Here is an 18,845-nt window from a genome sequence, read left to right on the forward strand (position 1 = left end):
ATCTAAAATGAAACGCATACTTCAATGGGCTATTAAATAAATAGGCTATAAATTTTTCTTTTAAGGGTTTTCTCATGAAAAAAATGAACATGGCAGTTGCAAATACAATCGTTGGCGGTACTGGTCAAACTTGTAAAGATACTTTCCAGTGGCAGACCAGCGGTACAACTGCAACTTGTATGGCAGTGACTACTTGTACTGATAAACACGGTAAAGTATTAAGCACTACTTCTGCACCTAGCAATATTGCTAACTGCCGTTAATTAAGTATTCGTTAATTTTTATCGATATTTAATCGTATCCCAGGCAAGTGTGGGAGGGATTTCTGTACTTGCCTGATTTTTTTAAAATCACTGTCGATACTTAAATTCAAGAATTTTCGTATTAACTAAATATTAGAAAATTTGTTTCTCGGACATAAATGTCATTTGACTCTATTTATGTCTTACCTGAACTCTGATTGTGAATAGAACTAATTATGTCTACTGAAAAAAATATGTTTAGGAGTAAGGGATTCTTTATAGGCTACACACTGTTGGTTATCCTTATTTCTTCATTGATAACAACCGCCTATTTCCACTATTTCGTCCTCAATCAGGATGCGCAGGAAAGCTTGTTTGCTGTCAGCAACAGCGACATTGAAAACAGCCCAATCAAAGACGATAAAAGCATTATTGAGATTTTCTCTTATGGCTGCCATTACTGCGCCATCAATGAAGATAATGTCACCCAATTAGAAAACCGCATGCCAGCAGGGACGCGTTTTATTCGCCTGCATATCAGTAGTGATAAAACCACCGGCTTGGGGCGTTTCGCACCTATTTTCGCCACCTTATCCGTCATGGGTATTGAACCGCAGCACCGCCAAAGCGCATACAAAGCGGTACTGGAAGACAACATTGACCTGAGTGATAACAGCCAGCTCGAAACTTGGCTAAAAGCCAATGACATTGATGTCGCCAAATATCAGCAAGTCAGCCAATCCGCTGAAGTGAAAGCGTTGCTCGCCTATATGGTGGCAGTGACCGCGCATTACAAGATAGACGCCACCCCGAGCTTTATTGTTGGCAAAAAATGGATAGCGTTGCAGGACAGAGAATTCCCTGCGTTCTCGGATCATCTCTTGTCATTACTCGAGCACGACAAGGCGCTGGAGAAATAATGAGGCTGTTAGCTGTATGGGGTTACTTTGCCTGGAGAAACCAGTTCGACAAGCTGGCGTTGAGTGGGCGGTTACTCACCCGTGCACAGGCCAAGCTGGCTTGCTGGCTGTTACGGCACGGTGATTATCGTTTCTTACTGATGCTCGGTGCTTTGCGCCGGGCTTTAGGTTTGATGCCAAAGCGACAGAAGAATCTGGCGCGCGTAGCGGCGGCTAACAGCCTGTGCTTATTGAATGGCAGCAATAGTCCATCAGCACAGCGTTTTATGCGTACCGCCCAGCGCCGTCAGGTATTGGAGTTGGCGGCGACTTATGGTCAAAATCGGCGGGTTTTAGCTCAGTTAGCGGCATGTACTCAGCAGTTAGATAGCCAGGTTCGTGTGCTGCATGAGGCTGGTTCACCGGTTATTTTAGCGCCGCTGCATATGGTTTCTGATGTGCTCGCTGGCATGGTGGGGGCTAATGCTTATCCCGGTCAGGCGACGGTGGTGGTTTCAGCCAGCGCCGAGGCATATGAAGAGCAGGCGCGGCAGATGGGCGGGGTGAATATTTCTTATTGTTCCATCCATGCTGACAGCCGCGCAATCGCCGGTAACCTGATGGAAGCCATCATGGAAGCGGCCGAGCATAAGCGCAATATTATGATTTTCCCGGATATTACGCCGGATTACACCGTCAATAACCAGATGGCTGAAACGGCAAAAATATCCTGCCAATTATTCAACCGCCCAGCCAATTTACACAGTGGCATTATTCGTATCGCTAGAGCGCTTTCCGCTCAGGTGGTTTTTTATTATTTGTATTACGACAAAGAAATAAAAATAAATATATATCCTGCGCTTAGCGCGCGAGAAGTGAAAAGTAAATTACCCGAATTGATTGAAACATCAATGACGCAGCATCCGCAAGATTGGCTGTTATGGCACTCACATTCGTTATTTTTTATTAATGAATAATGGCACTCATAAAGAATAGTAGAAAATGGAAAAGATAATCCCGACCCAGGTTTTTCAAAGCGAAACCAATGAATGCGGTTTAGCCTGTATTGCGATGCTGGCACAGACGCAGGGCATCAATGCGCCGTTGGAAAGCTTACGGGAGCGTTATCCTGCCTCGGCGCACGGCACGTCATTAGCTACGCTTTGTACTATTTTATCTGAATTGGCGATACCTGCTTACCCGGTGGTGTTTGAGCATAAGGAGTTGTCCGCCTTACCGCTGCCCGCCATTTTGCATTATGGCGCGAACCACTACGTGTTACTTGCTTACCGTAAAGGTAACTATGTCTGTGTGATGAATCCGGCAATCGGTCAGCAGTTGTTGCCAATGGATGCTTTGAAAGCGGAAATCAGCGGTTATGCCTTGGTGTTGGATCCAGAAACGCCCGCAGACCCAGAGGCGCTGAAGAAGATTGAGCACAGTACGCGGTTGAGCGCGCTGGACTGCATGAGCTTGAAAGAGACCGCCAGTGTTCGTGGCATCTATTGGCTGATGACGCTGGCATTTTTGATCTCACTGACGCTATTTATCATGCCGACCATGGTCAGCAGCGCCATTAATGACGTATTTTCTTCCGCGGGTGATAAAGACTTCCCTTATTTCTATTTCCTATTGGCTTTTGTGGTATCGACATCACTCGCTTTTTGCGTGCGATATATCACCGAGCGTTATATCAAACACTTTGTGGTGCTAAATAGTGTCGCTGGCTTCTCTCGTTTGCTCAATCATTCACTTAACTTTTTTGATAAACGCGCACCGGGTGACATTTTCAGCCGCTTCTCCAATTGGCAAATGGCGGCTACGCAAAAAATCGAACTGGATAACGGCCTGCGTACCGATTGGATAATCGGTGCTATTGCGCTGGCAGTGATGTGCTATATGAGCCCGGTGCTGGCGATGGTTTCCGCCGTCGGCGTGATGCTGATGGGGCTTATCAGTATTTGGGCCATCTACCGTGACCGTTACTATACCCAACAGTTACAAGTAAAAGGTGCTGAGCAAAGTGATTTTATTCTGGAAACCATTCAGGGCTTTTCCACTATTAAATCAGCCGGTTTGTCCAGTCAACGCCAAGGGGTGTTTGCCAGTCTGGCGCTTTCATTATTCAGTGCATTACAGAAAAAGAAAATTTACGATCAGGTCAAAAATAGTCTGTATCAACTGATCGGCAGCTTGGAAATGGTGTTCTTTATGCTGCTGGCGCTGCCATTGTTGAAGCAGGGGACGCTGAGTTTGGGGGAATTCTTTGCCTATAGCTTTGTCCGTGAGATCTTTACCTCGTATATCACCAAGATCTTCTATGCCATTTTGCAGAAAAACCAACTGCATGTCATTGATATCCGTGCCCGTGATCTGTTCCCTGCCGGGCAGGCAACACCCTCAAGCAGCGATTCACCGATCCCACCGGCGATCCCGGCATTTACCCGCCAATTGGTCTATCAGAATATCCGTTTTGCCTATGACGCCAGTCAGCCGGTATTGCGCAATTTGTCGCTGTCACTGACTCGCGGGCAAAGTGTGGCGATCATCGGGGAATCCGGTGCGGGCAAAAGTACCTTGTTGAAAGTGATGGCGGGCTTGATGCCACCACAGGAAGGGCAGGTATTGGTGGATGGGGAACCGGTAGATTTTCAGCAGGCCCACGCCTTGTTCTTCCTGCAAAGCCAGGAAGATATCCTGTTTAATGCCTCGGTATTACAAAACATCACTTTGTTTGATGGGCATGTCGATGCTGAAAAGCGCCAACGTATTGAGCGTTCACTCCAAGGGCTGCAACTCACCTCGGTTATCGATAAGTTGCCCGGTGGCCTTAGCGCCTTGGTACGTGAAAGCCATGCCGCGCTCTCTTTAGGCCAGCGCCAGCGGCTATTGCTAGCCAGAGCGATGTACAGTGATTGCCCGGTATTGGTGCTAGATGAACCTACTGCCAATCTGGATGAAAACACCGCCCATCAGGTGATGCAGACCTTATTAGCACATTGCCGGGAATATCAGAAAACACTGATCACTGTGACACACAGTGAACGTGTCTTACCCATGTTTGACCGTGTATTCCGCTTGAATGACGGCCAGTTGGCGCGTTTTGCGCAATCTGCGGCGTTAAGCCACCTGACACCGGTTGCGGGTTAATCATGCGTATAAACATAGCGAACAACAAACCACGCTTACTCCTGATCCTGCTTATTACCCTGCTGTTAGTTATCGGCGGTGGGGGAGTGCTGTGGTTAGCTAATAGCGAGCCGGATGTAACGCAATTAACCGAAACTATTGGTCGCGGTGATATCGAACGAAACGTCATGGCAACCGGCAGCTTAAAACCCTCATTGCAGGTGAATGTCGGCGCGCAGGTCAACGGGCAGCTAACCAAACTCTATGTTAAACAGGGCGATCGCGTCACTCGTGGCCAATTGTTAGCTGAAATAGACCCAACCTTACAGCAAAACGAGTTACGTAAATCGGAAGCTGAATTACAGAGCGCGCAGGCACAGAAGCAGGCGAGCCAGGCATTGTTACGCCAATATCTGCTTGAATTCCGTCGTCAACAGACCCTGGCAACAGAAGGTTCTGGTGTGAAAAGTGCGCTCGAAAAAGCGCAGGCGCAATACGACAGCCAGTTAGCACAATTGCACGTTAACGAAGCGCAAATTGTGCAAAGCCAAATGTCACTGGAAACCGCCAAAGCCAATCTGGGTTTTACCCGCATCATGGCACCAATTGACGGCGAAGTACTGGGGATTGTCACTAAAGAGGGGCAAACCATTGTTTCCTCACAAACCGTGCCGACAATTTTGGTTCTGGCGAATGTCGATACCATGACGGTTCACACCCGTATCTCAGAAACCGATATTCTCAAAGTCAACGTTGGGCAACCGCTATGGTTCTATGTGGTTGCTGACCCTGAGCGCCGCTATGAGAGCCGGATGGATGCTATTCAGGAAGCGTCGGCAGAAAGCTTGCGCGAAGAGAGTGCCGGCGCATCTAACAGTCAGCAACCTTCTGCCGTTTATTACAATGGCATATTCAGCATTGCCAACCGTGAGCGACTATTGCGCACATCAATGACGGCGCAGGTATTCATTATCACCGCGCAGGCGAAAAATGTGTTGCGAGTACCGTTGTCCGCGCTGGGGAGTCAACAGTCAGATAAGCGCTATCGGGTTCAAGTCATCCAAGGCAAACAAACGGTGGTTCGTGAGGTATTGCTCGGTCTGCGTAATGATCAATATGCCGAAGTAAAAGAAGGATTGCAGCAGGGTGATCAGGTGGTGCTAATGGGTGCACCTTCAGGAGTCATCAATGCGCGCTAATACCGTTGATTCCCGGCGTCCGTTGATCGAGCTTAATGGCATTTATCGCCATTTTGCGTCGGGTAGCCAATCGGTCGCGGTGCTTAAAGATATCTCGCTATCGATTGGTCGCGGCGAAATGGTGGCGATCATCGGCGCTTCCGGGTCGGGTAAGTCGACGCTGATGAATATCATTGGTTGTCTTGATAAGCCAACGCAGGGGGAGATGTCGATTCATAACATCGCTACCCGGCAGGCCAGCAGTGAGCAATTGGCGCAATTAAGAAGCCAGTACATCGGTTTTATTTTTCAGCGCTACCACCTGATGCCGTATTTAACGGCAACGGAGAATGTGGTCATTCCGGCACTTTACACCGCGATGCCGTCTACTGAGCGTCAGGCTCGTGCGACCTACTTATTGCGCCGCTTAGGTCTTGGTCAGCACCTGTTACACAAACCAGCACAGCTCTCGGGCGGGCAACAGCAACGTGTCAGTATTGCCCGCGCCCTGATGAATGGTGCCGGTATTATTTTGGCCGATGAGCCGACCGGTGCGCTCGACAGAGCCAGTGGGCAAGAGTTGATGGGAATATTGCATGGTCTGCATCAGTCCGGCCACACCATTATTATCGTGACCCATGATCGTAATATCGCTAATCAGGCTCAGCGCATTATCGAGATAAGCGACGGTGAAATCATTGCTGATCGCCATAATGAGGCGTCTGAGACGCAGGCTGTTCACGCCGCGTTGCCCGCCACGCTGGCAACGGGCCGGCCACACTGGTGGTTGAGTGTCAGGGAAGCTATCAAAATGGCCTGGCGCTCACTGCTTGGGCATCGCATCCGTGCTTTCTTATCGATGTTGGGCATTATTATTGGCATCTCGTCGGTGGTCTCTTCCATGGCGGTGGGTGAAGGTGCACGTCAGGAAATTCTAAGTGAAATCAGTCAACTGGGTACCAGTAATCTGGATATTCGCCCCGGATTGGGCTGGGATAAACCGCGCCCTGATTTTGAGCGCGCACTCACGCAGGCAGATGTGGCATTACTTAGCCAGCAACCCTATGTCGATAGCTTGTCACCGGTGGTGAGCAAGATGGTTGCCGCAGTGCGTGGCGACAAACAAGTGATGGTTTCGCTCTCTGGGGTCAGTAACGGTTTCTTTCAAGTAAAAGGGCTGAGTTTTACTGTGGGCGATGGTTTTACCCAGCGCCACGTCAATGCGCGTGAGCCGGTGGTTATCTTGCAACCTGAACTCAGCGACACCCTATTTGCTGTCGGGGAAAATCCAATTGGCGAAATTGTTCAACTCGATGGTATTCCTCTGCGGGTGATCGGGGTCGCCAAGCGTAATGGTTCGTCATTTGGCGGATTATTGGCCGCCTGGATGCCTTATACCTCACTTACCGAGCGTATTTCAGGTGATATTCCACTGGAATCAATCACCGTGCGGGTACGTGAGGGTTACAACCTGAATGAGGTGCAGCGCGAGGTCGAGACGGTGCTGGAGATGGCCCACGGCCAGCGGGACTTTTTCATTCTGAGCAATGACCAGATGAGCAAAGCGATTCAGAAAACCTCTGATTCGATGACATTGCTGATCACCTCCATTGCCGCTATTTCACTGTTGGTGGGTGGGGTGGGGGTAATGAATATCATGCTGGTGTCGGTGACTGAGCGGACCCATGAAATTGGTATTCGCTTATCAGTTGGCGCTCGCCCCAGCGACATCATGATCCAGTTTCTGATTGAAGCGGTGGTTATCTGTACTCTCGGTGGCCTGATTGGGATTATTGGTTCAGGGCTGGCGGGGGTGATTTTCTCGTGGGTTACCCAAGAATTCACTATGATTTTTACCTGGCCGCCGTTAGTGCTGGCGTGCAGTTTCTCTGCGCTTATCGGGCTAGGATTTGGCTTTTTCCCGGCGCGTAATGCCGCCCGTTTGCACCCGACCGAGGCACTGGCACGAGAATGAGCAGACTGATTAATGTAGGACTTATCATGCTGCTGTTAACCGGCTGCGGTTCATTACTGAAAAGCGATTATCAGCGCCCCATGCTGTCGGTTCCTGAGGAGTGGCGGGTTAAAGATACTGGCGGGGGTTACCTGCATCACAGTGTGCATTGGTGGGAAAATTTCGACGATCCACAACTGTCTAACAGCATCAGCCGCATGTTGGTCAGCAACAACGATCTGGCCGCCGCAGGTTTGAAATTACAACAAGCGCGGCTGACGGCAGGGCTGACTAATACCAATTTGACGCCAGATATCACCTTGACCGGTGCGGGCAGTAATACCCGTTCGCTGAATGAAAATACCCAGCCGCGAGAGAGTTATAGTACCTCGCTTGGTCTGAGCTATGAGCTGGATTTGTGGGGCAAACTGGCCCGCGCCCGTGAGCAGTCCGCCTGGCTGGTCAATGCGACCGAACAGGACCGGCAGGAAACTGCACTGTCACTGATTGGGACCACTGCGGATCTCTATTGGCAGATTGCTAAATTTAACCAGCAGTTGGGCTATCAACAGGCGGCGTTGGCTATTGCGCAAGATACGCTCAACATAGTGCGCTCGCGTCTGGCGGCGGGGGATGCCAGTGAAATTGAACTGTTACAGGCGCAACAAGCCCTGTTGGATAGACAAAATCAGTATCAAAATCTCGAACAACTACGGGAAGCCGCACGTAATGCCATGGCACTGCTGTTTAACCGCGCACCTGATTATCGTCATGCTGAACGCAAGTCATTGGATTTACAGCAGCAAGTTGCAATAGCGGAAAGTTTACCGTTACAGGTGATTGCTCAACGGCCTGATGTGCAGGCGGCGGAGTGGCGCTTGCGTGCAGCCTTAGCCGGATCTGATGTTGCCAAGCTGAATTTCTACCCGACCCTTTCGCTAGGAGCCAGTTTAGATGCCGGTAGTGCGGTGTTTTCACAATGGTTTAGCAACCCGAGCCGGACACTCAGTGTCAACAGCGCACTGCCTTTCCTCCAATGGAACACTGTGCAGCTCACCATCGACCAGTCAAAGCTGGAAGTGAAATTGGCGGCCGTCGAGTTTCGCAGCAAGGTATATAGCGCCTTGAAAGATGTCGATGACGCGATGACAGCACGGCTGAGCTATCAGCAACAAAAACAGAATCAGTGGCAAAACCTGCAACTCAGCCAACGTCGGCTAATTCTGACCAACAGCCAATATCAAGCAGGTGCCGTTTCATTTCAGACCTTACTGGATGCGCAGGATGCTCTGCTGACCAGTGAAACCAGTTTGCTCGAACTTCAATATAACTACCTGAATGCCACCATGAAACTGTGGTTAGCGCTAGGGGGCGGTGTTGATAACAGCAGGGAAAGTAAAGGAATTAAATCATGACAAATACCAATAAACAGCGCCGCGTGGTGGTAACCGGCTATGGCAGCGTGACTCCCATGGGGATGACGGCACAGCAGAGCTGGGCGGCGATTATGGACTATCAATTGGGTTATCGTTATTACGATAAATCTGAGCAGGGTATCAAGTCGCGCTTTTTTGGTTTGCTTGATGCTGAGCCGAATCTGAAATCAGTGCCTGCGGCTATTCGCCGCCGCCTACCGCGTTATGCTCGCCTGGTACTGGCGGCAGCGAAAGAGGCGATGGGGATGGCCTTCGCCGAGCAATCACCTGAGGCTTATTATGACTTGCTAGACTGCGGAACCATCATTGGCAGCGGTTGGGCGGGGCAGGATGAGACACATGACAACTATGAAGGCTACCTGGCAACCGGGCTGGGTACGCCTTTTGGCTGCTTCCTCTCAATGCCCAATGCGGGCACTGCGGCGTGCAGCCTGTATTGGGGGTTACGCGGCTACCAAAACTCACCGATAGCCGCCTGCGCTACCGGTACCATTGCCATCGGTGATGCATTTGAAATTATCCGTAGCGGTCGGGCATCGATGATGCTGGCAGGGGCGGGTGAATCATTGCGCAGCGATGCCGCAGTATGGAATATCGATATTCTGGGTGCACTGGCGCGCGAGCAAGACGATATCACCAAAGCCAGTTGCCCGTTTAGTTTGGATCGCAACGGCTTTGTGCTGTCTGAAGGTGCGGCGGTACTGTGTCTGGAAGAACGAGACGGCGCAATTGCACGCGGTGCCACCATCCTCGGTGAGATCAAAGGTTACGGTAACTACTCTGATGCATTTGATTTCACCGCACCGGCGGAAGATCGGGTGGCGCGGGTGAAGACTATCCGTCACGCCTTGCAACAGGCCGGTTTGAGTGCTGATGAAATTGACTACGTGAACTTGCACGGTACCTCGACCCAGCTTAACGATCTCAATGAGACCCAAGCCATTAAGCAAGCCTTTGGTGAGGCGGCCTATACTACGCCATTGTCCAGTACCAAATCTTATTCCGGCCACCTGATTGCCGCGGCGGGTAGCTTTGAATCGATAATCTGCCTGCAAGCGCTTCAACACCAGATAATGCCCGCAACCTGTAATTTGAAAAATGCTGATCCGCAGTGCGACCTTGATTACATCAGCGAGGGGCATCGGCCTAAAGCATTGCGCAATACCCTAAACTTGAGTTTCGGTTTTGGTGGTGCCAATGCTGCCTTGGTTATTGGGCTGGATTAAGCATGATATTCAACTACACCCTCAGTGATGCGCAGCGTTGGGCTGCGTTTTCCGGTGATTACAACCCGATCCATTTTGATCTGCAACATGCACAACGGTTCGGCCAACAGGCACTTACCGTCCACGGGATGCGTGCGATGTTAGATATCAAATATCAGCTCAGTGCTGGGTTATTACCCTGCTTGCCTGCAACGGATTTTCTGCGTTTTAACACCCGTTTACGTCAGCCGGTTCTGTGCAATACCCCCTACGCCCTGCAACTTGAGCAAGGGGCAGGGCAAGCCAGTGGCAATCTGGTGGATATTGCCACTGGAGAAAACTGTTTTAACAGCAAATTGCGCAGCGCACCGGCGTTGGTATGGGCAGAAAGCGAGCATTGGTCGGTCCTCTCGGCGGATAACCTTTATCAGTTAAGCCAACAGTATCCAGGGGACGCCACGCAACCTGCTGAATGCTGGGGGTTTTTCGATGCATTGCTATTTAAATTATTGGTCGCCGCCCCACAAACACTGGCCACCGCCAGGCAGGTGTTACCGGGCATTCAGGCGAGTACCTTGATTGATGTCTTTAAGCATGTGCCTGTCATCCAGACTCACCATGATGTGCATTTCAGTACTGAGTTTATGGGCATCAATAACCCGAATTTATTTGTCCGTGGCGCATTGCGCTACAGCATCGAGCCAACACTTATCGTCGGTAATGCCGATGAGGGTTGGGTATTGCGCGCCGCTATTCAGGCTCGCTTAGATGCCGGGGCATTAATTACCACCGCTGTAACATTAAAAACGCGGTCATTAACCGCGCACTAAATAAGGATAAAACCATGGAAAAGTATCAACACGTCTATGACACCGTTTGTGAAATGTTGTCTGACGCCAAAGATCTGGACATGTCAGCGTTGTCACCGGATATGCCGCTGCATCAGCTAAAACTCGACAGCCTCGATTATGTCGAACTGATGGTGCTGGCAAAGCGCGAATTCGGGGCGACGCTGAACGCGGAAATGTTTATGGAAAATCCAGATATGACTTTAGGCGAGCTTTGCCAAAAGTTAGCAGAACAGAAGAAATAATATTATGAGTAGGCAATGGGTATTAATTACCGGCGGCAGCCGTGGTATTGGCCGTGCTTTGGTTGAAGAACTGGCCAAAGAGTGGAATGTGGTCTTTACCTGGCGCAGTGGTGAGCAACAGAGTCACGATGTGATAGAAAGCTGTGCGGGGTTGCCCGGCTGGGTAACTCACTATCGTTGTGATGGTAGCGACGAAGCGGATGTTGACCACCTCGCGCCACAACTGCTGGCGAAGTATGGTGCGCCCGGCGCGGTAATCCATAATGCAGGTATGACCGGTGATGGTCTGCATATTCAGCAAAATGGTGATAACTGGCGCAATGTGATGAACACCAATTTGAACGCCATTTTCTACTGGAATAAGCACCTATTGCCACCGATGATCATGCAGGGCGAGGGCGCAGTGTTGCTAATGTCGTCGGTAACCGCTATTAAAGGCAATGTTGGGCAGAGTGCATACGGTGCCAGTAAAGCCGCAATGATTGGCCTTGGTCGCTCATTGGCACTGGAGATGGGGCGCTTTGGTATTCGGGTTAATTGCCTGCTGCCGGGGATAATCGACAGCGATATGACGCGTGCGATGCCTGCCGATGCCTTAAAAGGCTTGCGTAAACAGATACCACTACGGCGCTTAGGTGATGCGCAAGAAGTCGCCCGTGTTAGTGCTTTTATGATAGGCAATGACAGCCGCTATATGACTGGGCAAACACTGGTATTGGACGGCGGATTGACGGCCTAATTCAGATAGCCTGCTCAAATGCACTTGGCCTTAGCCATCCTGAATTACGCAGGGATGGCGGGCAACACCCCGCTTTTCTTGGCTTTGTTATCAACGTGTTTATCGAATAATCAGGGAGGAGACCCCCCCTCCCTTTACTGCTTGGCTATTTATAGCGAGGACATCAAATAATAACCGGTATTGCGGGGAGTCATCCTCGTCATTGACGCGGAATATATCCCCCCACCGGCCTTTTCCTCCTGTCACCGTGATGCTGCTCACAATAATTTGTGCAGTTGCCTAAAAAAACACGCCTTTATTGCCAATTTTGCAGCCAATCTCCTAATGACTAATGAAGGCTTATCTTCAATACTGGTAAGGTGAAATGACATTCCATTTAAATAGATCTGATGTTTTACTATTTAAGGTGAGTTAAATCATTATAAAAAATATGGGTTTACTGCGTTAACAGACCAGAAACTCAATGAATTCTAAAGGCAGGTAATCAGGTGAAAATAATATCAGTAGATGTAACCGTTTTTTCTTATCCGACCCGGCGTGTTTCTGATACCGCAGGGCACTCGCATCCAGGCGCAGAGTCCTTAGCCAAAATGGCGATGCTGACGCTGACCACTGACGAAGGTGATTGCGGTTATGCATTTGCACCACCGGAAGTGATTCGCCCGCACATCATCAATAGCTTCTTTAAAAAAGTTCTGATTGGGCAAAACCCGTTTGACCGCGAACGGTTATGGAATGATTTGGTGCATTGGCAGCGCGGCAGTGCCAATCAGTTAACCGACCGGGCGCTGGCTATTGCCGAGCAGGCCATTTGGGATTTGTTGGGGCGCAAATTGGGTCAGCCGGTCTATAAACTGCTGGGCGGATATCGCGACAAAGTATTGGCTTACGGTAGCACCATGTGTGGTGATGAGTTAGCGGGTGGATTGTCGACCCCGGATGAGTATGCGCGCTTTGCCGAGCAACTGGTCGCCCGTGGCTATAAGGGTATTAAGCTGCATACCTGGATGCCGCCAGTCTCTTTTGCGCCAAGTCCGCAGATGGATGTTCGTGCTTGTGCGGCGGTACGTGAAGCCGTCGGCCCGGATATTGCTCTGATGTTGGATGGCTACCATTGGTACAGCCGCAGCGACGCCCTCTATATTGGTCGCGAACTGCAAAAACTTAATTTCAGTTGGTTTGAAGAGCCGATGGAAGAGCAGAGCATGGCCTCTTACTGCTGGCTGCGGGAAAACCTGCAAATTGACATTATCGGACCTGAAAGCCTGGCCGGTAAATACTTTAGCCGTGCTGATTGGGTGAAGGCCGGTGCCTGCGATATTTTACGCGCTGGTGTCCAAGGCGTGGGCGGTATTACGCCTTGCCTGAAAGTGGCTCATCTGGCGGAATCGTTCGGCATGGATTGTGAAATCCACGGTAATGGCGCGCCGAATCTGGCGGTCGTGGGTGCAATCCGTAACTGTCGCTGGTATGAACGTGGGTTGCTGCATCCATTCCTGGATTATGACGAGCCTGCTGCGTATCTCAATAGCATCATTGACCCGATGGACAGTGATGGCTATGTCTCTCTGCCGACCCGCTCCGGTTTGGGAGAGGATATCAATTTTGACTATATCGCAGCTAACACTTTGAGCGCTGAATGATGCTTAACCGCGTCATTATCGCTATAAGCCGTTATCTCAATAAATGTTGTCTCGACCTATAAAAACAAGCCTTCAGATCTAGCCTTTTCTTACCGGAGATGGTCCATGAACGCGATAATAATAGTAAGAACACTCCTCCTTACCCTACTGATCACCCTGACGTCGACCGGCGTCAGTGTCGCTAAAACCCCCGATGACCAACTGATTGTTGGTATGAATATGAATAACCTGCTGTCGCTCGATCCGGCAGCCATGACCGGCAATGATGCTGTCGCTATCATTGTTAACCTGTACGACTCTTTGGTGGAACTGGATCCACACACTCCCAGTAAGGTGCTGCCCGGTGCTGCCACCGAGTGGAAAATCAGTGATGACGGTAAGTTGATCACCTTTACGTTGCGTGATGGTATGAAGTTTCACTCCGGCAATCCCGTGACGGCGGCAGATTTTGCCTGGTCGATGAACCGCTTGATGCATCTGAATTTGGCACAGGCCACCACCTGGAAATCCTACGGTTTTACCGCCGATAACGTGGAGCAACTGATCCGCGCCAAAGATCCACTGACGGTCGAAGTTGAGTTACCGAAACCCACCGATCCCAAGCTGGTGATCTATTCATTGGGTACTTTAGGCAGTGGGTCGATCCTTGATCGCGCCACCGTCATGCAGCATGAGAAAAACGGTGACTGGGGTAATGGTTGGCTGACCACCAATGAAGCGGGTTCTGGCCCATTCAAACTGGATGTTTGGCAGGCAAAAGATGTGTTACGTATCAGCCGGGTAGATAATTACTGGCAAGGTGACGCCAAAATGAAGCGGGTGATATTCCGCCACATGACTGAGTCACAGGCGCTGCGCTTAATGATTGAAAAGGGCGATATCGATATCGCCAGCGGGATGTCGGTACCGGATATCAATGCGCTGAAAAGTAATCCGCAAATCCAGGTCGATGAAGTCCAGCGCGGTACTATTTATTATGTCGCGATGAGCCTGAAAGAGCCGCACTTCGCCAACCCAAAAGTACGGGAAGCGGTGCGCTACCTGGTTGATTATGATGGTATTAATAAAACTATTATGCCGGGGTATGGCATCTTCCATCAGCGGCCAATCCAGAAGGGTATGGATGTCACGCTACCGGATCCCGGCTACAAGTTGGATGTGGCGAAAGCTAAAGCATTGTTAGCGGAAGCTGGCTACCCAGACGGTTTCACCACCACCCTGCGGGTATTGTCTGATCCGCCGTTTATTAATGTTGCTACTTCGGTTCAATCGACACTGGCACAGGCAGGGATTCAGGCCAAAATTCTGACGGGCACCGGTAATCAAGTATATGGCGCAATGCGTGATCGTCAGTTCGATATGCTGGTGGGCCGTGGTGGTGGCGGTGTTGATCCGCATCCGCATTCCAGCCTGCGTTCCATTGCTTATAACCCCGATAACAGCGATGCCGCCAAACTGACCAACTTCCAGGGCTGGCGCACTTCATTCTATGATCAACAACTCAACTCGCTGATCGACAACGCGTTAATCGAAAAAGATCCGGCTAAACAGAAGCAGATGTACATTGAAGTTCAGCAGCGTTATGACGCGCTGTTCCCAGCCATTTTGCCAATTTCCCAAATGGTTGATTCGGTCGTCGTGCGTAAAGACGTGATGGATTATGTGCCACATCCGTCGACCACAACCCGCCTGTTACAGGTGTATAAGCAGCGTTAAGCCGCTGTATGTTGGGGGAGATAGCATGAATGTTTCAGATTGGATAGCTCCGCACGGGATCGTGCGGCGTTTATCGAAGCGCTTTTTGCAAGTGGCCGTGACCTTATTCGGTTTATTGATTCTTACTTTTATTATTGGTCGAGTGATGCCGATTGATCCGGTACTGGCGATTGTGGGTCAGGATGCGGATCAAAGTACCTATCAGCAGGTCTACCTGCAATTGGGGCTGGATAAACCGCTATGGTCACAGTTCTTTATCTATTTTAACTCACTGATCCACGGTGATTTGGGCAATGCCTTACTCACTGGTCGCCCGGTAGTAGATGACATTATCCGAGTCTTCCCAGCCACCATTGAGCTGGCAACCATGGCGATTCTGGTCGGGGCTGGTCTCGGTATCCCGTTGGGGGTTATGGCGGCAGCACGTCGCGGCAAGTTTGCCGACTATGTGGTGCGGTTTATCAGTCTGGCGGGCTACTCAACTCCGATTTTCTGGGTGGGCATGATGGGCCTGTTGGTGTTCTACGCCTGGCTAAACTGGGTGGGTGGCGCGGGTCGGGTAGATATGGCCTACGACGGTTTAGTTGATCGCCGCACCGGCTTATTGTTGATTGATTCGGCGCTGGCGGGGGAGTGGGAGGTGTTTCGCAGCGCGGTAAACCATCTGGTGCTGCCCGCCACTATTCTCGGTTTCCACTCGCTGGCCTATATCAGCCGTATGACCCGCAGTTTTATGCTGGCGCAGTTGTCACAGGAATACATTATTACCGCCAAAGTGAAAGGATTGTCGGAGTTTCAGGTGCTGTGGGGCCATGCATTCCGCAATATTCTGGTGCAATTGCTGACCGTGGTGGCACTGGCCTACGGCTCATTACTGGAAGGTGCAGTCTTAATCGAAACCGTCTTTTCATGGCCCGGTTTTGGCTCTTATCTGACGGGCAGTCTGTTATTGGGTGACATGAATGCGGTGATGGGCTGTGTATTACTGGTGGGCTTGATCTTTGTTTCACTGAATTTACTGTCTGACATGCTGTATCAGATCTTCGACCCGAGGACGAATCAATGATGCTTTCCTCTGAACCCGATAATGTCGTAGCGCGCCCTGAGATGAAACCTCAGGGATGGAAGCGCGGGCTACGGCGGGTAGTTAATTTCTTCCGTTTGTTAATGGGTAACCCGCTGACGGCTATTGGTGTCGCTATCATCGGTTTGCTGTTAGTGGTGGCATTCTTGGCTCCGTGGCTGGCGACCCATGATCCATTGGCGCAAGATCTCAATAACTCACTACAGGCACCCGGTAGCCAACACTGGTTTGGCACCGATGAGTTTGGCCGTGATCAGTATAGCCGGTTGATTTATGGTGCCCGTACCACGCTGTATATCGTGGCGCTAGTGTCAGTGACTGTTGGGCCAATCGGCCTGTTACTGGGGGTGGTAGCGGGTTACTTCGGCGGTAAAGTCGACAGTATCCTGATGCGTATTACCGATATTTTCATCTCATTCCCGAGCCTGGTGCTGGCGCTGGCTTTTGTCGCTGCATTAGGCCCCGGTTTGGAGCATGTGGTTATTGCTATTACCCTGACGGCATGGCCGCCGATTGCCCGTCTGGCAAGGGCGGAAACCCTCTCTTTGCGCAATGCAGACTTTGTTTCTGCGGTGAAATTACAGGGCGCATCACCGCTGCGGATCTTGCTGCGTCACATTGTGCCGCTGTGCTTGCCGTCGGTAATCATCCGTATCACCATGAATATGGCCGGTATCATTCTGACTGCCGCTGGTCTGGGCTTTCTCGGCTTGGGCGCTCAGCCACCGGACCCTGAGTGGGGGGCGATGATCTCCAGTGGCCGCCGTTACATGATGGAGTGCTGGTGGCTGGTGACAATTCCTGGTTTGGCGATTCTGCTGAACAGCCTGGCATTTAACTTCCTAGGAGATGGCCTACGTGACATTCTTGACCCCAGAACAGAATAAATCAGTGCCTTTGCTGGAAGTGGATGACCTGCGGGTTAGCTTCGTCAATGGCAAACAGGTGACCGACGCGGTGCGTGGTGTTTCGTTTTCCCTTGGTAAGGAGAAACTGGCGATTGTCGGTGAGTCCGGCTCGGGTAAATCTACGGTTGGGCGGGCGCTGCTCAAGCTGCATCCGGCCAGTGCACAGATCCACGCCAATAGGTTGCGCTTTGCCGAAGTGGATTTGCTGAAGGCCAGTGAAGCCCATATGCGTGAAGTGCGCGGTAAGCGTATGTCGATGATTATGCAGGATCCAAAATACTCGCTCAATCCGGTGGTGTGCGTGGGTGATCAGGTGGCAGAGGCCTATCTGGCGCACCATAAAGTCTCGCGGCAGGAAGCGCGCGAGCGCGTATTGGCGATGTTTGATGTGGTGCGTATCCGACAGCCACAAAGGGTGTATCACCTTTATCCACACGAGGTATCCGGCGGGCAGGGGCAGCGCATCATGATAGCGATGATGCTGATAACCGGGCCGGAAATGGTGATTGCTGATGAGCCAACGTCGGCACTGGATGTCTCGGTGCGCTTGCAGGTATTGGCGATGCTGGATGATTTGGTGCAAGAGCGTGGCTTGGGGCTGATCTTTATTAGTCATGATATCAATCTGGTGCGCAGTTTCTGCGATCGGGTGCTGGTGATGTATGCCGGGCGGGTCGTGGAGTCGATCGCGGCCTGTGATCTTGATCAGGCGCAACATCCCTATACCCGTGGTTTGCTAAATGCATTACCAGATATTGGTAACCGCCGTGATCGCTTGCCGGTTATGGTGCGTGATCCGGCCTGGATGAATGGTTAAGGAGCCTGTTATGTCTGCAAATGCGATGATTGAAATCAATAACCTTAACCTTATTTTTGGTGAAGGCAGCCAGCAGAATCAGGTGCTGTTTGATGTTAATTTGACGGTGAATAATGGTGAGATTTTTGGCTTGGTTGGGGAGTCCGGTTCGGGTAAAACCACAGTGCTGAAATGCCTGGCGGGGCTGTTTAACCATTGGAGCGGTCAGCTAACCTTGAATCAGATCCCTTTGGCACACCGCATTGAGCGTGATCGCTGCCGCCATGTTCAGATGGTGTTTCAAGATCCCTATGGCTCGCTGCATCCGCGCCATACCATCGAGTATATTTTGTCTGAGCCACTGATTATCCATGGCATTGGTGATCGCGACCAACGGATCGACACTATTTTGGATAAAGTGGGCCTCAACCGGCAGTTTCGCCAGCGCTATCCCCACCAGCTATCGGGTGGGCAGCGCCAGCGCGTCGCCATTGCGCGGGCGTTGATTCTTGAGCCGCGCGTATTGCTGCTGGATGAACCAACCTCTGCTCTCGATGTGTCAGTGCAGGCTGAGATCCTCAATCTGCTGGCTGAGTTGCAACAGCGGGAGAAGCTAACCTATCTGATGGTGACTCATGATCTGGGGGTTATTGCTCACCTTTGTCATCGGGTTGCGGTGATGCAACATGGCCGGATTCTGGAAACACTGAACACTGAGGATTTGACCACTGATTGCGAAAAAACCGCTTATACCCATATGCTGGTAGATGCCAGCCGCCACTATAGCCGTGATTTGGCGCAAAAAGCTGCCGAGATGTCGTAA

17 protein-coding genes are annotated in these 18,845 nt (G+C 50.9%); all 17 read left to right on the forward strand.

The features are described 5' to 3' along the window. Positions 1 to 74 precede the first annotated feature (74 nt). The 17 genes from A6J67_RS07925 (at position 75) to A6J67_RS08005 (ending at position 18,845) form a co-directional block, all read left to right on the forward strand. Positions 75 to 263: a DUF4762 family protein gene (locus A6J67_RS07925; RefSeq protein ID WP_005167317.1), complete on the forward strand. Its 189-nt coding sequence runs from the start codon at positions 75 to 77 to the stop codon at positions 261 to 263. A 272-nt stretch (positions 264 to 535) separates the two neighbouring features. Further along, positions 536 to 1,162: a DsbA family protein gene (locus A6J67_RS07930; RefSeq protein ID WP_074010356.1), complete on the forward strand. Its 627-nt coding sequence runs from the start codon at positions 536 to 538 to the stop codon at positions 1,160 to 1,162. Continuing rightward, positions 1,162 to 2,118 (forward strand): ABC transporter, encoded by a 957-nt coding sequence (locus tag A6J67_RS07935; RefSeq protein WP_050296847.1) that lies wholly within the window; start codon positions 1,162 to 1,164, stop codon positions 2,116 to 2,118. Before A6J67_RS07930 ends, A6J67_RS07935 begins: the two co-directional genes overlap by 1 nt. Before the next feature lie 25 nt (positions 2,119 to 2,143). Further along, positions 2,144 to 4,291, forward strand: a complete 2,148-nt coding sequence (locus A6J67_RS07940) for a peptidase domain-containing ABC transporter (protein WP_050296848.1) — start codon at positions 2,144 to 2,146, stop codon at positions 4,289 to 4,291. Positions 4,292 to 4,293: 2 nt separating this feature from the next. Continuing rightward, complete coding sequence (locus tag A6J67_RS07945) at positions 4,294 to 5,469, forward strand: efflux RND transporter periplasmic adaptor subunit (protein ID WP_005181812.1); 1,176 nt, start codon at positions 4,294 to 4,296, stop codon at positions 5,467 to 5,469. Continuing rightward, positions 5,459 to 7,423: an ABC transporter permease gene (locus A6J67_RS07950; RefSeq protein WP_050296849.1), complete on the forward strand. Its 1,965-nt coding sequence runs from the start codon at positions 5,459 to 5,461 to the stop codon at positions 7,421 to 7,423. Before A6J67_RS07945 ends, A6J67_RS07950 begins: the two co-directional genes overlap by 11 nt. Next, positions 7,420 to 8,817: an efflux transporter outer membrane subunit gene (locus A6J67_RS07955; protein ID WP_050296850.1), complete on the forward strand. Its 1,398-nt coding sequence runs from the start codon at positions 7,420 to 7,422 to the stop codon at positions 8,815 to 8,817. The genes A6J67_RS07950 and A6J67_RS07955 overlap by 4 nt, the downstream gene beginning before the upstream one ends. Next, on the forward strand, positions 8,814 to 10,064 hold the full coding sequence (locus A6J67_RS07960; protein ID WP_042568506.1) for a beta-ketoacyl-[acyl-carrier-protein] synthase family protein: 1,251 nt from the start codon (positions 8,814 to 8,816) through the stop codon (positions 10,062 to 10,064). The genes A6J67_RS07955 and A6J67_RS07960 overlap by 4 nt, the downstream gene beginning before the upstream one ends. A gap of 2 nt (positions 10,065 to 10,066) precedes the next feature. Then, positions 10,067 to 10,873: a MaoC/PaaZ C-terminal domain-containing protein gene (locus tag A6J67_RS07965; RefSeq protein ID WP_005181828.1), complete on the forward strand. Its 807-nt coding sequence runs from the start codon at positions 10,067 to 10,069 to the stop codon at positions 10,871 to 10,873. Positions 10,874 to 10,887: 14 nt separating this feature from the next. Then, complete coding sequence (locus A6J67_RS07970; protein ID WP_050072568.1) at positions 10,888 to 11,136, forward strand: acyl carrier protein; 249 nt, start codon at positions 10,888 to 10,890, stop codon at positions 11,134 to 11,136. 4 nt (positions 11,137 to 11,140) lie between these two features. After that, positions 11,141 to 11,875 carry an SDR family NAD(P)-dependent oxidoreductase gene (locus A6J67_RS07975; RefSeq protein ID WP_050072569.1) on the forward strand — a complete coding sequence of 245 codons (735 nt, stop codon included), beginning with the start codon at positions 11,141 to 11,143 and terminating at the stop codon, positions 11,873 to 11,875. 488 nt (positions 11,876 to 12,363) lie between these two features. Continuing rightward, entirely contained in the window at positions 12,364 to 13,518 is a 1,155-nt protein-coding gene (locus A6J67_RS07980; RefSeq protein WP_005181837.1) for a mandelate racemase family protein, read from the forward strand. A gap of 105 nt (positions 13,519 to 13,623) precedes the next feature. After that, a complete protein-coding gene (locus tag A6J67_RS07985; protein ID WP_032905511.1) occupies positions 13,624 to 15,234 on the forward strand; it encodes an ABC transporter substrate-binding protein in 1,611 nt (536 codons plus the stop codon). Positions 15,235 to 15,259: 25 nt separating this feature from the next. After that, positions 15,260 to 16,300, forward strand: a complete 1,041-nt coding sequence (locus A6J67_RS07990; protein ID WP_032905513.1) for an ABC transporter permease — start codon at positions 15,260 to 15,262, stop codon at positions 16,298 to 16,300. A 101-nt stretch (positions 16,301 to 16,401) separates the two neighbouring features. Beyond that, the gene (locus A6J67_RS07995; protein ID WP_226715641.1) at positions 16,402 to 17,205 is read left to right on the forward strand and encodes an ABC transporter permease; all 804 of its coding nucleotides are present in this window, start codon (positions 16,402 to 16,404) and stop codon (positions 17,203 to 17,205) included. Then, positions 17,168 to 18,043, forward strand: a complete 876-nt coding sequence (locus A6J67_RS08000) for an ABC transporter ATP-binding protein (RefSeq protein WP_080608135.1) — start codon at positions 17,168 to 17,170, stop codon at positions 18,041 to 18,043. Before A6J67_RS07995 ends, A6J67_RS08000 begins: the two co-directional genes overlap by 38 nt. A gap of 25 nt (positions 18,044 to 18,068) precedes the next feature. Continuing rightward, positions 18,069 to 18,845 (forward strand): ABC transporter ATP-binding protein, encoded by a 777-nt coding sequence (locus A6J67_RS08005; protein WP_042570024.1) that lies wholly within the window; start codon positions 18,069 to 18,071, stop codon positions 18,843 to 18,845.

Source organism: Yersinia sp. FDAARGOS_228, from assembly GCF_002073315.2.
GTDB lineage: Bacteria > Pseudomonadota > Gammaproteobacteria > Enterobacterales > Enterobacteriaceae > Yersinia > Yersinia intermedia.

What these genes read in the sequence shown, in the direction of transcription:
- A6J67_RS07925 (WP_005167317.1), top strand. Translation starts at nt 75, where the DNA reads ATGAAAAAAATGAACATGGCAGTTGCAAATACAATCGTTGGCGGTACT.
- A6J67_RS07935 (WP_050296847.1), top strand. Translation starts at nt 1,162, where the DNA reads ATGAGGCTGTTAGCTGTATGGGGTTACTTTGCCTGGAGAAACCAGTTC.
- A6J67_RS07940 (WP_050296848.1), top strand. Translation starts at nt 2,144, where the DNA reads ATGGAAAAGATAATCCCGACCCAGGTTTTTCAAAGCGAAACCAATGAA.
- A6J67_RS07945 (WP_005181812.1), top strand. Translation starts at nt 4,294, where the DNA reads ATGCGTATAAACATAGCGAACAACAAACCACGCTTACTCCTGATCCTG.
- A6J67_RS07950 (WP_050296849.1), top strand. Translation starts at nt 5,459, where the DNA reads ATGCGCGCTAATACCGTTGATTCCCGGCGTCCGTTGATCGAGCTTAAT.
- A6J67_RS07955 (WP_050296850.1), top strand. Translation starts at nt 7,420, where the DNA reads ATGAGCAGACTGATTAATGTAGGACTTATCATGCTGCTGTTAACCGGC.
- A6J67_RS07960 (WP_042568506.1), top strand. Translation starts at nt 8,814, where the DNA reads ATGACAAATACCAATAAACAGCGCCGCGTGGTGGTAACCGGCTATGGC.
- A6J67_RS07965 (WP_005181828.1), top strand. Translation starts at nt 10,067, where the DNA reads ATGATATTCAACTACACCCTCAGTGATGCGCAGCGTTGGGCTGCGTTT.
- A6J67_RS07970 (WP_050072568.1), top strand. Translation starts at nt 10,888, where the DNA reads ATGGAAAAGTATCAACACGTCTATGACACCGTTTGTGAAATGTTGTCT.
- A6J67_RS07975 (WP_050072569.1), top strand. Translation starts at nt 11,141, where the DNA reads ATGAGTAGGCAATGGGTATTAATTACCGGCGGCAGCCGTGGTATTGGC.
- A6J67_RS07985 (WP_032905511.1), top strand. Translation starts at nt 13,624, where the DNA reads ATGAACGCGATAATAATAGTAAGAACACTCCTCCTTACCCTACTGATC.
- A6J67_RS07990 (WP_032905513.1), top strand. Translation starts at nt 15,260, where the DNA reads ATGAATGTTTCAGATTGGATAGCTCCGCACGGGATCGTGCGGCGTTTA.
- A6J67_RS07995 (WP_226715641.1), top strand. Translation starts at nt 16,402, where the DNA reads ATGGGTAACCCGCTGACGGCTATTGGTGTCGCTATCATCGGTTTGCTG.
- A6J67_RS08000 (WP_080608135.1), top strand. Translation starts at nt 17,168, where the DNA reads ATGGCCTACGTGACATTCTTGACCCCAGAACAGAATAAATCAGTGCCT.
- A6J67_RS08005 (WP_042570024.1), top strand. Translation starts at nt 18,069, where the DNA reads ATGATTGAAATCAATAACCTTAACCTTATTTTTGGTGAAGGCAGCCAG.